21 protein-coding genes and 1 pseudogene are annotated in these 16,682 nt (G+C 34.3%); 17 read left to right on the forward strand and 5 right to left on the reverse strand.

The window, feature by feature from the left end:
* Positions 1-8: 8 nt before the first annotated feature.
* The gene (locus U5A88_RS10950) at positions 9-560 is read left to right on the forward strand and encodes a CopD family protein (RefSeq protein WP_354206381.1); all 552 of its coding nucleotides are present in this window, start codon (positions 9-11) and stop codon (positions 558-560) included.
* Between the two features lie 71 nt (positions 561-631).
* The gene (locus U5A88_RS10955; protein WP_354206383.1) at positions 632-1,420 is read left to right on the forward strand and encodes a 3-keto-disaccharide hydrolase; all 789 of its coding nucleotides are present in this window, start codon (positions 632-634) and stop codon (positions 1,418-1,420) included.
* 16 nt (positions 1,421-1,436) lie between these two features.
* Here the strand turns inward: U5A88_RS10955 and U5A88_RS10960 are convergent, their stop codons facing one another.
* The 3 genes from U5A88_RS10960 to recR all read right to left on the reverse strand — a co-directional run bounded on the left by U5A88_RS10960 (position 1,437) and on the right by recR (position 2,612).
* Positions 1,437-1,604, reverse strand: a complete 168-nt coding sequence (locus U5A88_RS10960; RefSeq protein WP_354206385.1) for a hypothetical protein — start codon at positions 1,602-1,604, stop codon at positions 1,437-1,439.
* Positions 1,601-1,798: a hypothetical protein gene (locus U5A88_RS10965; protein WP_354206387.1), complete on the reverse strand. Its 198-nt coding sequence runs from the start codon at positions 1,796-1,798 to the stop codon at positions 1,601-1,603. The genes U5A88_RS10960 and U5A88_RS10965 overlap by 4 nt, the downstream gene beginning before the upstream one ends.
* A 193-nt stretch (positions 1,799-1,991) precedes the next feature.
* On the reverse strand, positions 1,992-2,612 hold the full coding sequence (gene recR, locus U5A88_RS10970; RefSeq protein ID WP_354206389.1) for a recombination mediator RecR: 621 nt from the start codon (positions 2,610-2,612) through the stop codon (positions 1,992-1,994).
* A 102-nt stretch (positions 2,613-2,714) separates the two neighbouring features.
* On the opposite strand from recR, the gene U5A88_RS10975 reads away from it, so the two are divergent.
* From U5A88_RS10975 to U5A88_RS10990, 4 genes are all read left to right on the forward strand, one after another.
* Entirely contained in the window at positions 2,715-4,184 is a 1,470-nt protein-coding gene (locus tag U5A88_RS10975; protein ID WP_354206391.1) for a sodium:solute symporter, read from the forward strand.
* 1 nt (position 4,185) lies between these two features.
* Positions 4,186-4,833, forward strand: a complete 648-nt coding sequence (pdxH, locus tag U5A88_RS10980) for a pyridoxamine 5'-phosphate oxidase (RefSeq protein ID WP_354206393.1) — start codon at positions 4,186-4,188, stop codon at positions 4,831-4,833.
* Between the two features lie 92 nt (positions 4,834-4,925).
* A complete protein-coding gene (locus tag U5A88_RS10985) occupies positions 4,926-5,414 on the forward strand; it encodes a SixA phosphatase family protein (RefSeq protein WP_354206395.1) in 489 nt (162 codons plus the stop codon).
* 16 nt (positions 5,415-5,430) lie between these two features.
* Positions 5,431-6,312, forward strand: coding sequence for a Ppx/GppA phosphatase family protein (locus U5A88_RS10990; protein WP_354206397.1), 882 nt, complete (start codon positions 5,431-5,433; stop codon positions 6,310-6,312).
* A 6-nt stretch (positions 6,313-6,318) separates the two neighbouring features.
* Here the strand turns inward: U5A88_RS10990 and U5A88_RS10995 are convergent, their stop codons facing one another.
* Entirely contained in the window at positions 6,319-7,134 is an 816-nt protein-coding gene (locus U5A88_RS10995; RefSeq protein WP_354206399.1) for a sulfite exporter TauE/SafE family protein, read from the reverse strand.
* A gap of 44 nt (positions 7,135-7,178) precedes the next feature.
* On the opposite strand from U5A88_RS10995, the gene U5A88_RS11000 reads away from it, so the two are divergent.
* The 4 genes from U5A88_RS11000 (at position 7,179) to U5A88_RS11015 (ending at position 11,597) form a co-directional block, all read left to right on the forward strand.
* On the forward strand, positions 7,179-7,433 hold the full coding sequence (locus U5A88_RS11000; protein WP_354208177.1) for a DUF4212 domain-containing protein: 255 nt from the start codon (positions 7,179-7,181) through the stop codon (positions 7,431-7,433).
* 20 nt (positions 7,434-7,453) lie between these two features.
* Complete coding sequence (locus U5A88_RS11005) at positions 7,454-9,199, forward strand: sodium:solute symporter family protein (RefSeq protein WP_354206400.1); 1,746 nt, start codon at positions 7,454-7,456, stop codon at positions 9,197-9,199.
* A gap of 12 nt (positions 9,200-9,211) precedes the next feature.
* The gene (gene acs, locus U5A88_RS11010; protein ID WP_354206402.1) at positions 9,212-11,119 is read left to right on the forward strand and encodes an acetate--CoA ligase; all 1,908 of its coding nucleotides are present in this window, start codon (positions 9,212-9,214) and stop codon (positions 11,117-11,119) included.
* Between the two features lie 106 nt (positions 11,120-11,225).
* Positions 11,226-11,597 (forward strand): hypothetical protein, encoded by a 372-nt coding sequence (locus U5A88_RS11015; RefSeq protein WP_354206404.1) that lies wholly within the window; start codon positions 11,226-11,228, stop codon positions 11,595-11,597.
* A 61-nt stretch (positions 11,598-11,658) separates the two neighbouring features.
* Here U5A88_RS11015 and mscL read toward each other — a convergent pair whose 3' ends face one another.
* A complete protein-coding gene (gene mscL, locus U5A88_RS11020; RefSeq protein WP_354206406.1) occupies positions 11,659-12,114 on the reverse strand; it encodes a large conductance mechanosensitive channel protein MscL in 456 nt (151 codons plus the stop codon).
* 135 nt (positions 12,115-12,249) lie between these two features.
* Between mscL and U5A88_RS11025 the strand changes: the two genes are divergently transcribed.
* From U5A88_RS11025 to U5A88_RS11055, 7 genes and pseudogenes are all read left to right on the forward strand, one after another.
* Entirely contained in the window at positions 12,250-12,759 is a 510-nt protein-coding gene (locus tag U5A88_RS11025) for a DUF3124 domain-containing protein (protein ID WP_354206408.1), read from the forward strand.
* A gap of 103 nt (positions 12,760-12,862) precedes the next feature.
* Positions 12,863-13,096: a thioredoxin family protein gene (locus tag U5A88_RS11030; RefSeq protein ID WP_354206410.1), complete on the forward strand. Its 234-nt coding sequence runs from the start codon at positions 12,863-12,865 to the stop codon at positions 13,094-13,096.
* 81 nt (positions 13,097-13,177) lie between these two features.
* On the forward strand, positions 13,178-13,900 hold the full coding sequence (locus U5A88_RS11035) for a hypothetical protein (RefSeq protein WP_354206412.1): 723 nt from the start codon (positions 13,178-13,180) through the stop codon (positions 13,898-13,900).
* A gap of 53 nt (positions 13,901-13,953) precedes the next feature.
* A pseudogene (locus U5A88_RS11040) lies at positions 13,954-14,163 on the forward strand (hexameric tyrosine-coordinated heme protein); the annotation flags it as partial.
* A 6-nt stretch (positions 14,164-14,169) separates the two neighbouring features.
* Positions 14,170-14,433, forward strand: coding sequence for a DUF2024 family protein (locus tag U5A88_RS11045; RefSeq protein ID WP_354206413.1), 264 nt, complete (start codon positions 14,170-14,172; stop codon positions 14,431-14,433).
* A 382-nt stretch (positions 14,434-14,815) separates the two neighbouring features.
* Positions 14,816-15,436 carry a MarR family winged helix-turn-helix transcriptional regulator gene (locus tag U5A88_RS11050; RefSeq protein ID WP_354206415.1) on the forward strand — a complete coding sequence of 207 codons (621 nt, stop codon included), beginning with the start codon at positions 14,816-14,818 and terminating at the stop codon, positions 15,434-15,436.
* Between the two features lie 49 nt (positions 15,437-15,485).
* Positions 15,486-16,664 carry an NAD-dependent epimerase/dehydratase family protein gene (locus tag U5A88_RS11055; RefSeq protein WP_354206417.1) on the forward strand — a complete coding sequence of 393 codons (1,179 nt, stop codon included), beginning with the start codon at positions 15,486-15,488 and terminating at the stop codon, positions 16,662-16,664.
* The last annotated feature ends 18 nt before the right edge of the window (positions 16,665-16,682 follow it).

Raw genomic sequence — 16,682 nt, forward strand, 5'->3', positions numbered from 1 at the left:
TTTAAAAAGTGAACTACCTCTACCTCAAATCATTACACATTATTTTTATAACCACATGGTTTGCAGGGCTGTTTTATATTATTAGATTATTTATTTACTACAAAGAAGCCGAAGATAAGCCTGAATTGGAACAGGGCATACTGCAAAAACAGTATAAACTGATGATAAAAAGGCTGTGGTACATTATAACTTGGCCCTCAGCAATCCTTACATTTATTTTTGCCTCTTGGTTACTTTACAATCAACCTATTTGGCTATCAACCACATGGATGTGGATTAAATTAGGTTTTGTATTATTGTTATATCTTTATCATTTTTCCTGCCAGCATATGGTCAATCAAGTTGAAAAAGGACATTTAAAATATTCAGCTTTTGGATTACGAATCTGGAACGAAGTGGCTACCATTCTACTTTTTGCTATCGTATTTTTAGTAGTGTTAAAAAATTCTTTGAGCTGGGTTTTTGGTACGTTAGGTATAATTGGCGTTTCTGTTTTATTAATGTTGGGAATTAAACTCTATAAAAGAATTAGAGATAAGAAAAATTGGGATAAAGAATAAGAAGACCAGTCATAAATTGACAGGAGAAAAAGACTATTATAATTAGTTGAATAATTTAAAATATTGATTCAATGCTTAAGTTAAAAAACCTGGTACTTGCTGTAATCGCTTTTGGTGTTATTTCTTGTAGTAATAAGAATACTAAAAAAGAGCCGCAATGGCAATCTCTTTTTAATGGTAAGGATTTAGAAGGTTGGGTGCCTAAATTTTATCATCACGATCTTGGAGATAATTACGCCAACACGTTTAGAGTAAAAGATGGTGCTATTCAAGTTAACTATGACGGCTATACCGAATTTAATGACCGTTATGGACACCTTTTTTTCAACAAATCGTTTTCATCGTATCATTTAAAGTTTGAATATCGTTTTACAGACCAATGGATGAAAGATGCAGCATCATATACCTATAGAAATAGTGGTGTTATGTTTCATTCTCAAGATCCTAAAACCATTTTAAAAGAGCAAAACTGGCCCATTTCTGTAGAATACCAAATCTTAGCTGAAGAAACAGAAGGAGTGAGCAGACCAACTGGTAATATGTGCTCACCTGGAACCGAAGTCTTTGTTGATGACAAAATGGATCCAAGGCATTGTGTGCAATCTACTTCTAAAACGTATAAATGGAATGAGTGGGTAAAAGGAGAGTTAATTGTTTATAGTGACTCCTTAGTGATACATAAAGTAAATGGAAAAGAGGTCTTAAAATATACTAAGCCCCAAATAGGTGGCGGAACAGCCAATGGTTTTGACCCTAAAATTAAAATTGATGGAAAACCCTTAACCGAAGGTTATATTGGTTTGCAAGCAGAAGGACAAGGAGTGGAGTTTAGAGAGATAAAAATAAAAGAGTTTTTGTGATGGACAAATAGTCAATCTAAACCTCTTTCTTTTTAAGTCTAATTTTCCGAACATATTCAACTAAAAAATAGACTAGCCCAACATAAATGATTATTCTTCTTCCCGGAAAATCTATATGCATTAGACTAAGAATTGCTACCACAATTACTAATATTGAAAGGGCGATGTCAAATATTTTCTTCATAATATTAAAAAATTATTATAATTCGTCTCTTTCTTTTCTTTTAAAAACAGCCTTTTTACAGCCTTAACCCTTAGTTTTTTATTTTTTGATGTTAAAAAATCACTATTTTTAATATCAAGTATTTTCTTCTTAAACTTTTCATTAACACTATCTAGGTAATCTCTTTGACGGTCGTGGTGTATTTCTAAATTCATAAAATAAAAATTAACAGTTTCCAACGGTTCTACCTATCATATAAGCTATTTCTCCTGCAAATAAAATTACAGCAACAGCTGATAGTATCACAACTGATCTTTTGTTCATTTTTGAAATTTTATATTCCATAATTCGGATTTAAATTTAAAACAAGATACAAAATTATTTTAATTTGGAATTTAATTATCGATTTTACCCCTGTTTCAAACTCCCCTCAAAAGGAATTCTATTTAAGATACTTCTCCCTAAGGTAATTTCATCGGCATATTCCAGTTCATTACCTACAGCAATTCCTCTGGCAATGGTAGAAACATTTATATCTAAATCTTCCAATTGCTTGTAAATATAAAAATTGGTAGTATCGCCTTCCATGGTTGGACTTAAGGCAAAAATAATTTCTTTAATTGTACCTTCTCGTACTTTAGATACCAAACTGTCAATAGTCAAATTTTGAGGGCCAACACCCTCAATTGGCGATATTTTTCCACCCAATACGTGATACATTCCTCTAAATTGAGCTGTACTTTCAATAGCCATCACATCACGTATATCTTCAACAACACAAATTACCGTTTCGTTCCTATTGTTATTGGCACAAATTTCACAAATCTCCATATCAGAAATATTATGACACCTTTTGCACAGCTTAACTTTCTCCGTTAAATGTTGTAAAGCCTCCGTTAAATAAGTTGTACGTTCTTTAGGTTGCTTTAGTAAATGTAGCACTAAACGAAGAGCTGTACGCTTACCAATTCCAGGTAATTGAGACACTTCATTTACAGCATTTTCCAATAGTTTTGAAGAAAAATTCATGGTGGCTAATTTATAAAAATTAAACTAGAAATTCTCAGTTCAAAACTCGAAACATCAAACTAAAAAAACCTTATATTCGTATTCTATAATTAAAACTAACTTATGCAACCTTTTCATATTCTCCTTTTAATTGCTGGCTACTTTGGTGTTTTAATTTTGATTTCTTTTCTTACAGGAAAGTCAGCTACCAATGAAACCTTTTTTAAAGCGAATAATAAATCGCCTTGGTACGTAGTGGCTTTTGGTATGATAGGAGCTTCACTGTCTGGCGTTACTTTTATTTCTGTACCAGGCATGATTGGCGGGCAACAGTTTGCATATATGCAGGGTGTTTTTGGTTTTTTAGTAGGCTATTTGCTTATTGCATTTATTTTACTTCCGCTATATTACAAAATGAACGTCACCTCTATTTATCAATATTTAGAACAACGTTTTGGTAAGGTAAGTTATAAAACAGGAGCATTTTTCTTTTTACTTTCTAGAGTTACGGGTGCATCTTTTCGATTATTTTTGGTCGCCCTAGCCATGCAATATATCGTATTTGAACAAATGGGCGTTCCATTTTGGCTGACAGTAGTCATTTCAATTGTGCTGATTTGGGTGTACACATTTAAAGGCGGTATTAAAACCATTGTGTGGACGGACACTCTGCAAACCTTAACGATGCTTTCTGCGGTTGGTTTGGCAATCTACCTCATTAACGATAAAATGGATTGGACCTATTTAGAGTTTTTACAAACCGATGCCTTTGCCGAAAAAGGAAGAATTTTCTTTTTTGACGACCCAAATAGTACTACTTACTTTTGGAAATATTTTATAGGCGGTATATTTATAACCATTGCCATGACAGGTTTAGACCAAGATATGATGCAGAAAAACCTCACCTGCAAAAACAATGGCGACGCTCAAAAGAACATGATTTCGATGTCCATATTACTGGTTATTGTTAATTTTTTCTTTTTATCGTTAGGTGCATTACTTTTCATTTATGCGGAAAATTTAGGTATCAGTATTCCCGAAGTAGATGGCAGAACCAGAACCGATTTGCTATTCCCAGAAATTGCCATGAATCAAGATTTAGGCACACCCCTAGCCGTTGTATTTATTATCGGATTGATTGCCGCTGCCTATTCAAGTGCAGATAGTGCTCTAACTTCATTGACCACATCAATATCCGTGGATTTTTTAGGTATTGAAAAGCGGCAAAAAGAGGAACAAATACCATTACGCAAAAAAGTACACGTTGGTGTATCACTTTTGTTGATTATTGTAGTAATCATTTTCAATTATCTTCCTGGTAATGTGGTAAGTAACCTTTTTAAATTCGCAACTTTTACCTATGGACCTTTGTTGGGCTTATTCGTTTTCGGTATCTTTACAAAACATCAAATTAAGGACAAGTATGCTTGGATAGTAGCAATATTAGCTATAACCATTAGTTTCGGACTGACCTACTTACCTGAAAGTGTTATTGGAAAATATCAATTTCATTGGGAAATTTTACCGCTTAACGGATTAATTACTTTTATAGGATTGTGGCTTATCCGAAAGAAAGAAATAGTAACTTCGTGATATGGAAAAAGATCTAAGTAATTACAGAGAAACATATAAAAAGGACGATTTACTTAAAAAAAATACTCCAGAAAACCCTATTGAATTATTTAGAGATTGGTTTTTGGTTGCCGATAACGATGATAGCGTACATGAAGCCAACGCCATGAATATTGCCACTATCGGTTTGGATGGTTTTCCTAAGAACAGAGTGGTATTGCTTAAAAAGTTTACTTGGGAAGGTTTTATTTTTTATACCAATTATAATTCTGAAAAAGGAAAAGCAATTTTAAATAATCCTAACATTTGTTTGTCTTTTTTTTGGCCTGGGCTTGAACGACAGATTATTATAAAGGGCAAAGCAGAGAAACTGGCTAAAAACCTATCCGACGGTTATTTTGAATCGCGACCAGATGGAAGCAAATTAGGTGCTTGGGCATCCGACCAAAGTGAAGTTGTAGCATCTCGAGAGGAACTGGACAAAGCATTAAAGACTTACGAAACCAAGTTCGAAGGCAAGCAAATTCCACGTCCTGAGCATTGGGGAGGTTTTTTGGTAAAGCCTGTAAGCATCGAATTTTGGCAAGGTCGCCCTAACCGTATGCATGATAGAATCAGATATACATTAGATAATGAATTTAATTGGAAAAAAGAACGATTAGCACCATAATTTACTTTTTTAATTTACGTTTTAATTGTACCTTAGCCATAAGGTAAATTAGTGTATCAATTATAAACATCACACCATAGTTAGGTCTTAAAATGAAAACACTCTATATTGTTCGTCACGCAAAATCTTCTTGGGAATATCCATCTACAAAAGATATAGACAGACCTCTTAAAGAAAGAGGCATAAATGATGCCTATTTAATTTCCAAAGTGTTACAAAAGAAGGTAAAATGTCCTGACGTTTTTTTATCGAGTTGTGCAAATAGAGCTTTGCATACAGGAATGATATTCAGCTATACCTTTAACTATCCATTGGCAAACTTACAAATCAGTAAAGCCTTATATAGTTTTAGTGATGGTTACCTTATCAAAACCGTAATGGCTTTGGACGACGGATTTAAATCTGCCATTGTTTTTAGCCATGACCATGGTATTAATACCTTTGTAAATAAATTTGGTAGCGAACCAATCAGTCATGTTCCTACTTGTGGTGTAATAGGTATTAAATTTGACACTAAACATTGGAAAAACATTAAAAAAGGAAAAACATTTTTAATAGAGTTTCCAAAATTTCATAAATAATAAAAATGCTTTTAGTTTGAAAATAAAAAAATATGCCGCTATCGATATTGGTTCAAATGCGGTTAGGTTATTGGTTGCCAATGTAATTGAAAAAGAAAATTCAACTGCACAATATAGAAAATCGTCTCTTGTGCGAGTACCGGTTAGACTGGGAGCCGATTCATTTACGGTCGGTACAATTTCCAAAAACAGTATCAATCGTATGATAAATACCATGAAAGCCTTTAAACTACTTATGGATGTTCATGGTGTCGAAAAATACAAAGCATGTGCAACTTCAGCCATGCGAGAGGCAGAAAACGGACAAGAAGTAGTTGAAAAAATACACAAGGAAACGGGCGTAAATATTGACATTATTAATGGTAAAACGGAAGCTGCCATAATTTCAGCGACAGATTTAAACGAACTGATTTTAGGTAAAAAGTCCTATTTATATGTTGACGTGGGAGGTGGTAGTACTGAAATTACATTATTTAGTAAAGGTAAAGTTATAGCTTCTAAGTCCTTTAAATTGGGTACGGTTAGACAAATTGATAAAGAAATCAATAAGAAAATTAAAATGTGGGTTGAAGAGCATAGTGCTGGTATATCAAAAATAGCTTTGATTGGTTCTGGTGGTAATATTAATAAAATATTTAAGATGTCAGGTAGACCTGAAGGTAAACCCCTTTCGTATATATACATGAAGGCTCATTATAAGTTTTTAAAACAAATGACCTATGAGCAAAGAATAACGGAGTTGGGTTTAAACCCTGACCGTGCTGATGTAATTATCCCTGCGAGTAAAATTTATTTGAATGCCATGAAATGGAGTGGAGCTTCAACTATTTTTGTTCCTAAAATAGGATTAGCAGATGGCATTATTAAGGCATTGCACTTAGGGAAACTAGAAGAATAATCTTATTTAATTCAATGCATACTTCCACAAAATCCGCAATCCTACAATTGCAATCAACACCGCAGTCATTCTTTTAATTATAAAAGGCGAAAGTTTTGAAATACTTAATCTTGATCCTATTTGCCCACCAATAAAAACCGTTATCATCAATATTAAAGCTAAATTTGCATCAAAAGTAAAATCAGTAATATTATAGTATGTTAGATATTGCCCTAATAATCCTGCAATAGAATTTACCAATATAAAAAAGCTAGAAGTAGCTGCTATTTTTTTTGGCGTATCCCAATGGGTTAAGTGTAATAATGGAGACAAAAACACGCCTCCTCCAATTCCAACCATTCCTGAAATAAACCCAATAAAACCTCCTAAAAAACTATTTTTTGATATAGAATTTTGCTTAATATTAGCCGAACTGTCTACCAAATATTTAGAAATCCACATTAAAACCGCTGCTACAACTAAGATAACTCCTAGTAAAATAAAGAAAAAAGTTTGGCTGATTTTCAAATATCCACCCAGAAAAGCCAGTGGAACACTCATCAACGTTAACGGAATAATCTTTCGCCACTGAAAATAACCCTTTCTTATATAGATAAATGTACCACCACTCACTACAACTATATTGCATAATAAGGCAATAGCTCTAAATTGGATAAAGCTCAATCCCGTTAAAGCTAAAATTGCCAAGTAACTTGAGCCACCTCCAAAGCCTACAGAAGCATAAAGCATTGCAACTATAAAAAACAGCACTATTATTTCCCAGTATTGAAAAAAAACTGTCGAAAGTTCAGAAAATTCAACCATACGTCTAATTAATGCCACAAATTAAAGATTATATATTTATATTGCTACATATTTCACAAATTATGGCCATAGAAAAACACAATAAATATTGGAAAGAGAACTTAAAATACCTTGCTATTCTTCTGTCTATATGGTTTTTAGTATCCTATGTTTTTGGAATTTTACTAGTTGACCAGTTAAACACCATTAGATTAGGTGGATTTAAACTTGGGTTCTGGTTTGCACAACAAGGATCAATTTATGTTTTTGTTGTCCTCATTTTTGTCTATGTACGATTAATGAACAAATTGGATAAAAAATATGGCTATAACGAGTAATCTCTAAAATCAACCAACCTATGGACGTACAAACTTGGACCTATATAATTGTCTTTGCAACTTTCGGGTTGTATATTGCAATTGCCATTTGGGCACGGGCTGGATCTACTAAAGAATTTTATGTGGCCGGAGGTGGCGTATCACCATTAGCCAATGGATTAGCAACTGCCGCGGATTGGATGTCGGCGGCATCTTTTTTAGGTATGGCTGGACTTATCTCTTTTAAGGGTTATGACGGTTCTGTTTACCTGATGGGTTGGACAGGAGGTTATGTTTTATTGGCTTTACTTTTAGCTCCATACCTACGAAAATTTGGAAAATTTACGGTTCCAGATTTTATTGGTGATCGTTATTATTCAAACATAGCAAGAACTGTAGCTGTATTTTGTGCATTGATAGTTTCTTTTACTTATGTAGCTGGCCAAATGCGAGGGGTTGGTTTAGTATTCTCTAGATTTTTAGAAGTAGACATTAATACAGGTGTTATTATCGGGATGATTATCGTATTGTTTTATGCTGTTTTGGGCGGTATGAAAGGGATTACCTATACCCAAGTGGCTCAATATTGTGTACTGATTTTTGCTTTTATGGTGCCTGCTATTTTTATTTCCATTCAAATGACTGGCAATCCGATTCCCCAATTTGGTATGGGCGACAAAATAACGGGCGAAGGTGTATATTTATTAGATAAACTCGACGGTCTTTCTACGGACTTAGGTTTTGCAGCCTATACTGACGGTTCAAAATCAATGATTGATGTCTTTTTTATAACCGCCGCATTGATGGTGGGTACTGCAGGATTACCGCACGTAATCGTTCGGTTTTTTACGGTACCTAAGGTAAAGGATGCCCGTAAATCTGCTGGGTATGCACTATTATTTATCGCAATTTTATACACTACCGCACCTGCTGTTTCTGTTTTTGCAAGAACCAATTTAATTGATACAGTAAGTGAAAAAGAATATGCTGAAATGCCCGCGTGGTTTTCTAAATGGGAAAAAACAGGACTAATTAACTGGGTTGATAAAAATAATGACGGTAAAATTCAATACTTAAATGGAGATGCTTATTTGAAAAATGATAAAGGGAAACCAGATTTTACCAAACCCAATCTAAAAACCAAAAATGAATTGAATGTTGACCCAGACATTATGGTATTGGCAAATCCTGAAATTGCAAAACTACCTAATTGGGTAATTGCTCTGGTTGCTGCTGGTGGCTTAGCAGCTGCACTTTCAACCGCTGCAGGATTGTTATTGGTAATTTCCACATCGGTTTCTCGCGATTTGATTAAAAAACAAATAAAACCGGATATTTCCGAAAAAGGAGAACTCATTGCTGCTCGGCTTTCGGCTGTGGTAGCTGTTGTTATTGCAGGTTATTTTGGCATTAATCCGCCTGATTTTGTCGCCGCAACCGTTGCTTTGGCCTTTGGTTTGGCAGCAGCCTCTTTTTTTCCTGCTATTATCCTTGGTATTTTTAATAAGCGTATGAACAAAGAAGGAGCCATTGCAGGCATGGTAGTAGGTATTTTATCAATGCTATTCTACATGTTAAAGTTTAAATTTCAATGGTTCGGTGGCGGAGCAGAAGCCGATTGGTGGTTTGGTATTTCACCCGAAGGATTCGGTACAGTAGCTATGCTGATTAATTTTACAGTATCAATTATAATTTCTAAATTTACTCCTCCACCTCCGACAGAAGTTCAAGAAATTGTAGAAAATATTAGAATTCCATCAGGTGCAGGAGAAGCTTCAGATCATTAAAAGATTTAATTTATGAGTAATTACAGTATCAAACATTTAGAAGAGTACTACCAAGTTTATAGAAAATCGGTTAGAGACCCCGAAAACTTTTGGGCAGAAATTGCCGAAGAACATTTTATGTGGCGTAAAAAATGGGACAATATACTGAGCTGGGATTTTTCTAAACCAGAAATAAAATGGTTTGAAGGTGCTAAGCTTAATATTACAGAAAATTGTATTGACAGACACTTGGCTACCAAGGGAGATAAAACTGCTATTCTCTTTGAGCCTAATAGTCCCAACGAAGAAGCACAGCACATAACCTACAAACGTTTGTACGAACGTGTAAATCAAATGGCTAATGTACTTAAAGATCACGGCATCCAAAAAGGCGACCGCGTTTGCATCTATTTACCGATGATACCAGAACTTGCCATTTCCTTATTGGCTTGTGCAAGAATAGGTGCTGTACATTCTGTAGTATTTGCGGGTTTTTCTTCTAATGCTTTATCGACTAGAATTAACGATAGTGACTGTAAAATGGTACTGACTTCTGATGGTTCTTATAGAGGTCCAAAAACCATCGATTTAAAAGGTATTGTTGACGTGGCTTTAGAAGACTGCCCCTCCGTTAAAGATGTTTTGGTAGTCAACAGAATTGACTCAGAAATTACGATGAGGGAGGGTCGTGACAAATGGTTACGACCTTTGTTAGATGAAGCTTCAACAGAATGCCCTGCAGAAATAATGGATGCAGAAGACCCTTTGTTTATTCTTTACACTTCAGGCTCTACTGGAATGCCTAAAGGTATGGTGCATACTACAGCTGGCTATATGGTTTATACCGCTTATACTTTTAAAAATGTATTTCAATACAAAGAAAATGATGTGTATTGGTGTACTGCGGATATTGGTTGGATTACTGGGCACAGTTATATTGTTTACGGTCCTTTAGCAAATGGGGCTACCACAGTCATGTTTGAAGGGGTACCCAGTTATCCTGATTTTGGGCGATTTTGGGAAATTGTTGCCAAACATAAAATCAATCAATTTTATACAGCCCCAACAGCCATCAGAGCCTTAGCGAAACAAAATTTAGAGTTTACCGAAAAACATGATTTATCTTCATTAAAAGTATTGGGTTCAGTTGGTGAACCTATCAATGAAGAAGCATGGCATTGGTATAATGATATTATTGGTAAAAAGAAAAGCCCTATAGTAGATACTTGGTGGCAAACGGAAACCGGAGGTATAATGATTACCCCATTACCTTATGTAACTCCCACAAAACCGACTTATGCCACCTTACCTTTTCCAGGAATTCAACCTGCGTTAATGGATGAAAATGGTGAAGAAATTAAAGGCAATCAAGTAGATGGTAGGTTATGTATAAAATTCCCGTGGCCATCTATGGCAAGAACTATTTGGGGCAACCATCAACGTTATAAAGAAACTTATTTTACAGCTTTTAAAGACAATTATTTTACAGGTGATGGTGCATTACGAGATGAAGTAGGATATTATAGAATTACTGGCCGCGTGGATGATGTTATCATTGTTTCTGGGCATAATTTAGGTACCGCTCCAATAGAAGATGCTGTTAATGAACATCCCGCTGTGGCTGAATCTGCTATTGTAGGTTTTCCACATGATATTAAGGGAAATGCCCTTTACGGATATGTTATCTTAAAAGAAACTGGTGAAAGTAGAGATCAGGATAATGTAAGAAAAGAGATCAATCAAATAATTACAGAACATATTGGCCCAATAGCTAAACTAGATAAAATTCAATTCACGAGTGGTTTACCCAAAACACGTTCGGGTAAAATTATGCGTAGAATTTTACGAAAAATTGCAAGTAGAGATATGAGTAATTTGGGAGATACCTCTACACTTTTAAATCCTGATGTAGTAAATGAAATTAAGGATAATGTGATTTAAAGACAATCATTAATATTATATTAATTATCTGATTTTCAAACTCTTTGATATTTGGTTTTAGATTTATCATTTGGTTTTCTACTTAAAAATTCGTAAATTGCGGGTTATGATAGCAATAGACAAAACAGAAAATCAGGATTTATTAAAAGAATCGGTTACTTATGTTGAGAACTTAGGTTTTGAAAACATTAAGGCTGATATTGAAGGTTACGAAACTCCAAAATCGTATTCTCAAAAAGGTACAGATTTTTCGGTTACCCCAGATATAGTAGGCGAAAAAGCAGGTAGAAAACATTATTTTGAGGTGAGTTTAAAATCGGCAGAACCTAATCAGTTAAAATCTAAATGGCGTTTTTTGGAGGTACTAACCCGAATGAAAGATAATCGTTTTAAAATTATCACTTACAGAGGTCATTACAAATTCACCGAAGAAATGTTACAGGACATTAATCTTGAGAAAAACCTGATTAAATTATAAAAATTTAACACCTAATTGCTATAAATACCCTGGTTTTTCGGAATATTTTTTATTAAACACATCACGATTTTTCGTTCAATTTTCCTTTCAGAAGCTTGTTTTGTTCCTTCATCAAATCCGTTAGATCTGTTAACAGCTGAATATCCTTTGGAGTAACAACTGTTTTGTCTTTGGTGTCTTGAGCTTTACTACGCAATCTGTTCATAAACTTCACTACGATAAAAACCGTAAATCCGATAATCATAAAATCTAAAAACGCTTCAAACAATGCACCATATCCTAGAGCAATTTGTTCTTGAATAACTTCGCCCGAGCTATCTGTTACCGCCTCCTTTAACACTAAAATTTTGTCACTAAAGTGAACTCCATTAGTTAGATAATTTAATGGTGGCATCAGCACTTTTTTTACCAACACATCAATTACTTTATTGAAAGAAGCTCCTATAATAACACCGATGGCCATATCCATCATATTTCCCTTTACAGCAAATTCTTTAAATTCCTTAAGTAAACCCATAATCTATCTTTTTTTGTAAGATGTAAAAATATTCTAATTAAAATAGATATAAAAACTCAATAACCAATAGTTATTCAAGATGTAGTAATAATTTCTATATCTTTGTGTATATACTCCATATAACAAACTTCAATAATGAAAAAATTCTTATCTCTATTTTTTATAATAATCATCGTTATTGCTTGTGGTAGAAAAGAAGAAGCAAACGAAATTGAAAAAGTAGATTGGAAAAAAAGAACTGCAACTATTAGTCAACAAGATTCGCTGATATTCGGAAGATCATACCTATCCGTATATTCACAAATCTATAGTTTTACCGAGCATAAAACGCATAACCTTACCGCTATGGTAAGTTTGAGAAATACCAGTTTTAATGATACCATTTATATTCTAAAAGCCGATTATTACCATACCAAAGGACAGCTAATAAGGACTTACATTAAACAACCTATTTACTTAGCACCTTTAGAAACTGTCGAAATTATTATTGACGAGACGGACATTGAAGGAGGTACGGGATCTAATTTTATTTTTGATTGGAACATTCCTAAAACTTCACCCGAACCGCTGTTCGAAGGCATAATGAGTTCTACCATGAGCCAACAGGGACTTTCTTTTACTACACAGGGAAAGCGTATCAAATAATTTTTAGTACAAATTTTTAAAAAAAGTACAAAAAATTTGTTTAGTTAGGATTCCTTACTATATTTGCAATAGCAATAGTGCTAAAATTTTAAAATCTATAATTATGAGTAAATCTATTTTCTATCATGCTGGCTGTCCTGTGTGCATTAGTGCAGAGCATGACATTATCGACCTAGTGGGTTCTTCTAACGTTGATATTGTTCATTTAGGCGACGAACCCGCAAAAATTGAGACCGCGGAAAACGCTGGTGTAAAGTCAGTACCAGCTCTGGTTACACCAAATGGTAACGTATTACACATTAATTTCGGAGCATCTATGGCAGATGTAAAAGGATAATTTTTTAATCAATAAAGTTAGGATTCCTAATTTATTAAGAATTCTGACTTCATTAAAATCAATACCATTAAATAATAAAGTATGAAAAAAATAACAAAAGTATTCGTATTGACAATGCTTTTAGGCATCACATTAAACTCTTGTGCCCAAAAAAGCCAATATAACAATGACAATTTCTCCATTCAAGGAGTAACGGTAACCCATCAAGAAGATTTAGGTCTAACCGTATGGAAAATTAACGTAAAAGGGTTGGCGGGAAAAACTACACCTACCCCTGCCGGCCAAATGGACGGAGCACCTGTTTTAGGCTATGTTTTTCCAACCTCGTTAAAATCAACAGATGTTGGTTTTGGAGAAACGGAAGGTATAGTTGCACTTGCCCTAACCTCTCATCCTGATTTTGACGATACGCCTTTATGGGATGAAAATACGGACAACATTTTTGATAACGATGGTGTTATCTGGCATCCGCATTGGGTAATTTTAATTGAAGATAAACGTGTTAAAGGTGGTCTAGCGGTTAAACAATTTAAAAAAGACGATAAAACGGTAGTATTACCACCTACAAATCCCGGAATGCCAATGTACATGGATTCTCCAGGTTATCCCGTAAAAAGTACCAACAATACAATAAGAGTAGTTGTTCCAGATTATCGTATCAACAATAAAACCAATTTTAACTATGATGGTGTTGCCGCATTTATGAAAGTGAACACCTCAAATTCCGAACTACCCTTGCTCGGTGTTTACGAGGTATATAGTGTGGCCAGTGGCGACCTATCATTGCCCTATACCGTAAAATAAGTACCTTTATCTTTTATGTAATAAAATTTAACGATTAGGATACTTGGTTAACAACATTAACAACTAAAACGCCTCAAGAAGGTTTTGAATTGGCCATAAAATTGGCAAGAATGGGCGTGAAATATACCCAGCCCGATATGGACAAACTCAAACAGGGCAGAAAACAATGCGATGATAACGCCGAATTTCTAATTGCTGCCTCGCACGTTATCGCCGTACATTATCAAACCGTCGCGGCGGCAAATAATTATTGGAAGACTTAATAAATTATGGAAGTATCTGTATGGGACACCTATGTAAAAAGAGATGATGGTAAACGTATGCATTTTGATATTTTAGTGCCATCTTCATTGAACGATAAAAACACAATTTTTGAATTTGGGATTGCTTATTTAAAAAGCAAACCTTTTGAAACTGGTATGCTAACAGCAAAAGAATGTAGGTTTTGCCATGTGGAAGAAGCACCAAAAGAGGTTGTAGATGCTATTTCTAAACAGGGGTTTTATATATTGGAAATGCAAAACTGCGATTAAGTTTATTTTATCAGAAACGTCCTAAATAAATTCGTTCATTTTTTCCATTGATGAAAAAACGAACCAAAAAAATCTAGGCTGACTAAAAAAACATAAGAAAAATACTACGGAAACCCCAGCCACCGATGAAAAGAACTCGGGCTGCATTATCAGTCCTCAAACAGCTTTTCATCGTCATCCAACGCTGCTTCCTTGATTTTTAATATTTTTTTAGATAGGCCATCTAGAACTCAATAATATCTGAAATATCCATAAAATAGTGGTATTCAAAAGTTTTTGTATAAATATATTAGGACGGAATTGGTTTATTATTTAATAAGGATTACTAACTTTGCGTGTTTAGGGTAGCTTACAACAATTACCCTAAGCAAGCAATTTTTTTATGGATAATAGCATTTTTAATACCATAGCCCAACAAGAGCACCTCAGCAATAAAATTGTAGTCGGGCTTGAACGTATTTCAGAAGCTTTTAAAACCTTGCTTTGGGATCAGGCCAAAGTACTGGGATTAAGCCCCATACAGATTCAAATTCTTATTTTTATCGCTTATCATAAGGAGGAACTTTGCAATGTCAGTCATTTGGCCAAAGAGTTTAATGTGACCAAACCGACCATAAGTGATGCGGTAAAAGTGCTGGAGAAAAAAAATCTTATTAAAAAAATCCCTTCAAGCACCGATAGCAGAAGTTATAGCATTTTACTTTCCGGTCATGGCAAAAAGGTTGTAAATACAACGCATTCGTTTGCCAATCCTATAAAAAATGAAGTAGAAAAAATTGAGGATACCGACTTAGAAGTGCTATATAATTCTCTGAGCAAGCTGATATACAATTTAAACAAAGTGGGTATTTTAAATGTGCAACGTACTTGTTATGCTTGTGTCTTTTATGAAAAGAAAAAAGAAAATCATTATTGCAATTTTTTAGAAAAACCATTGGCCAATAAAGAAATTAGGATTGATTGTCCCGAATTTGAAGCAAAATTAGTAGGTAGCACTTCTTGATTCATTTGCCATGTACATATTTTACTATATTTGTTAGAAATCTTTCCAAATGAAAAAATCTACTACCCGAAGAAAATTTATTAAAAAAACTGGATTTGTAAGTTTAGGTATTCCGTTGCTAGGTTCTCAAATAATATCATACGGTTCAAAAGCAGAAGAAAAAAAGACAGAAGAAAACAAAACTGCAAAAAAATTAAAAATCCTCATTTTAGGTGGTACTAGCTTTTTAGGACCACATCAAATAGCGTATGCCATTTCCAGAGGACATTCCATCTCTACTTTTACGCGTGGCAAAACTATACCGACAATTTATAGTGAATTGTTTAAAAATGTGGAGCAACTTATTGGAGATAGAGAGAATGACCTTAAAGCCTTAAAAAACAAAAAATGGGATGTGGTAATTGACAATTCGGGACATAAAGTAGAATGGACAAAAAAAACAGCTGAATTGTTAAAGGACAATGTGGGTACTTATGTATATATTTCTTCAACAGGTGTGTATTATCCGTACCTAAGTGATAACATTGACGAAGAGACCCAACTTTTGCTTAAAGAACCTGATGTTATAGAAAATGAAGATGAAAAATTGGAATATTGGTATGGTGTTATGAAAGCCAATTCTGAACTTGAAGCCATAAAAGCATTCGGTAAAGACAGATCATTAATTGTTAGGCCAACTTATATGATGGGACCGGCCGATAGAACAGATCGGTTTACTTATTGGCCAATACGACTTTCAAAAGGTGGTGAAGTTTTAGTGCCAGGGAAGCCAAACGACCCTGTTCAATATATTGATGTGAGGGATGCTGCAGAATGGACAATTAGGTTGATTGAGGAAAAACAAATGGGTGCTTACAATGCTGTTGGCCCAAAAAGCAAACAAACCATGACGGCATTTGTGAATGAGGCTAAAACAGCATTTGATGTAGAATCAACTTTAGTAAGTGTTGACGATTATGAATTTCTAAAAGAAAACGAAATACCTTATTTAGTACCATGGATTATGCCCGAAGGTAAAAATTATGGTTCATCAAGAGTAACAAACAAAAAGGCCTTAAAAGCAGGATTAACATTTAGACCCTTAAAAACTTCCATTAAAGATATTTATGAATGGTGGAACTCAGACGCACTAACTGACGAAAGAAGAAATAAACTGGAAGCTGATCCAAAAAGCTTATTGTTGCGAGAACAATCTGTTCTTGAAAAATGGAAAAAATTAAAAAAATAATTAGCTGAAACATACTTT

This window comes from Aureibaculum sp. 2308TA14-22 (genome assembly GCF_040538665.1).
Lineage (GTDB): Bacteria > Bacteroidota > Bacteroidia > Flavobacteriales > Flavobacteriaceae > Aureibaculum.

Bases quoted from the DNA above. Each gene is read 5' to 3' on its own strand.
- U5A88_RS10955 (WP_354206383.1), top strand. From the start codon at position 632: ATGCTTAAGTTAAAAAACCTGGTACTTGCTGTAATCGCTTTTGGTGTT.
- U5A88_RS10960 (WP_354206385.1), bottom strand. From the start codon at position 1,604: ATGAAGAAAATATTTGACATCGCCCTTTCAATATTAGTAATTGTGGTA.
- U5A88_RS10965 (WP_354206387.1), bottom strand. From the start codon at position 1,798: ATGAATTTAGAAATACACCACGACCGTCAAAGAGATTACCTAGATAGT.
- recR (WP_354206389.1), bottom strand. From the start codon at position 2,612: ATGAATTTTTCTTCAAAACTATTGGAAAATGCTGTAAATGAAGTGTCT.
- U5A88_RS10975 (WP_354206391.1), top strand. From the start codon at position 2,715: ATGCAACCTTTTCATATTCTCCTTTTAATTGCTGGCTACTTTGGTGTT.
- pdxH (WP_354206393.1), top strand. From the start codon at position 4,186: ATGGAAAAAGATCTAAGTAATTACAGAGAAACATATAAAAAGGACGAT.
- U5A88_RS10985 (WP_354206395.1), top strand. From the start codon at position 4,926: ATGAAAACACTCTATATTGTTCGTCACGCAAAATCTTCTTGGGAATAT.
- U5A88_RS11000 (WP_354208177.1), top strand. From the start codon at position 7,179: ATGGCCATAGAAAAACACAATAAATATTGGAAAGAGAACTTAAAATAC.
- U5A88_RS11005 (WP_354206400.1), top strand. From the start codon at position 7,454: ATGGACGTACAAACTTGGACCTATATAATTGTCTTTGCAACTTTCGGG.
- acs (WP_354206402.1), top strand. From the start codon at position 9,212: ATGAGTAATTACAGTATCAAACATTTAGAAGAGTACTACCAAGTTTAT.
- U5A88_RS11015 (WP_354206404.1), top strand. From the start codon at position 11,226: ATGATAGCAATAGACAAAACAGAAAATCAGGATTTATTAAAAGAATCG.
- mscL (WP_354206406.1), bottom strand. From the start codon at position 12,114: ATGGGTTTACTTAAGGAATTTAAAGAATTTGCTGTAAAGGGAAATATG.
- U5A88_RS11025 (WP_354206408.1), top strand. From the start codon at position 12,250: ATGAAAAAATTCTTATCTCTATTTTTTATAATAATCATCGTTATTGCT.
- U5A88_RS11030 (WP_354206410.1), top strand. From the start codon at position 12,863: ATGAGTAAATCTATTTTCTATCATGCTGGCTGTCCTGTGTGCATTAGT.
- U5A88_RS11035 (WP_354206412.1), top strand. From the start codon at position 13,178: ATGAAAAAAATAACAAAAGTATTCGTATTGACAATGCTTTTAGGCATC.
- U5A88_RS11045 (WP_354206413.1), top strand. From the start codon at position 14,170: ATGGAAGTATCTGTATGGGACACCTATGTAAAAAGAGATGATGGTAAA.
- U5A88_RS11050 (WP_354206415.1), top strand. From the start codon at position 14,816: ATGGATAATAGCATTTTTAATACCATAGCCCAACAAGAGCACCTCAGC.
- U5A88_RS11055 (WP_354206417.1), top strand. From the start codon at position 15,486: ATGAAAAAATCTACTACCCGAAGAAAATTTATTAAAAAAACTGGATTT.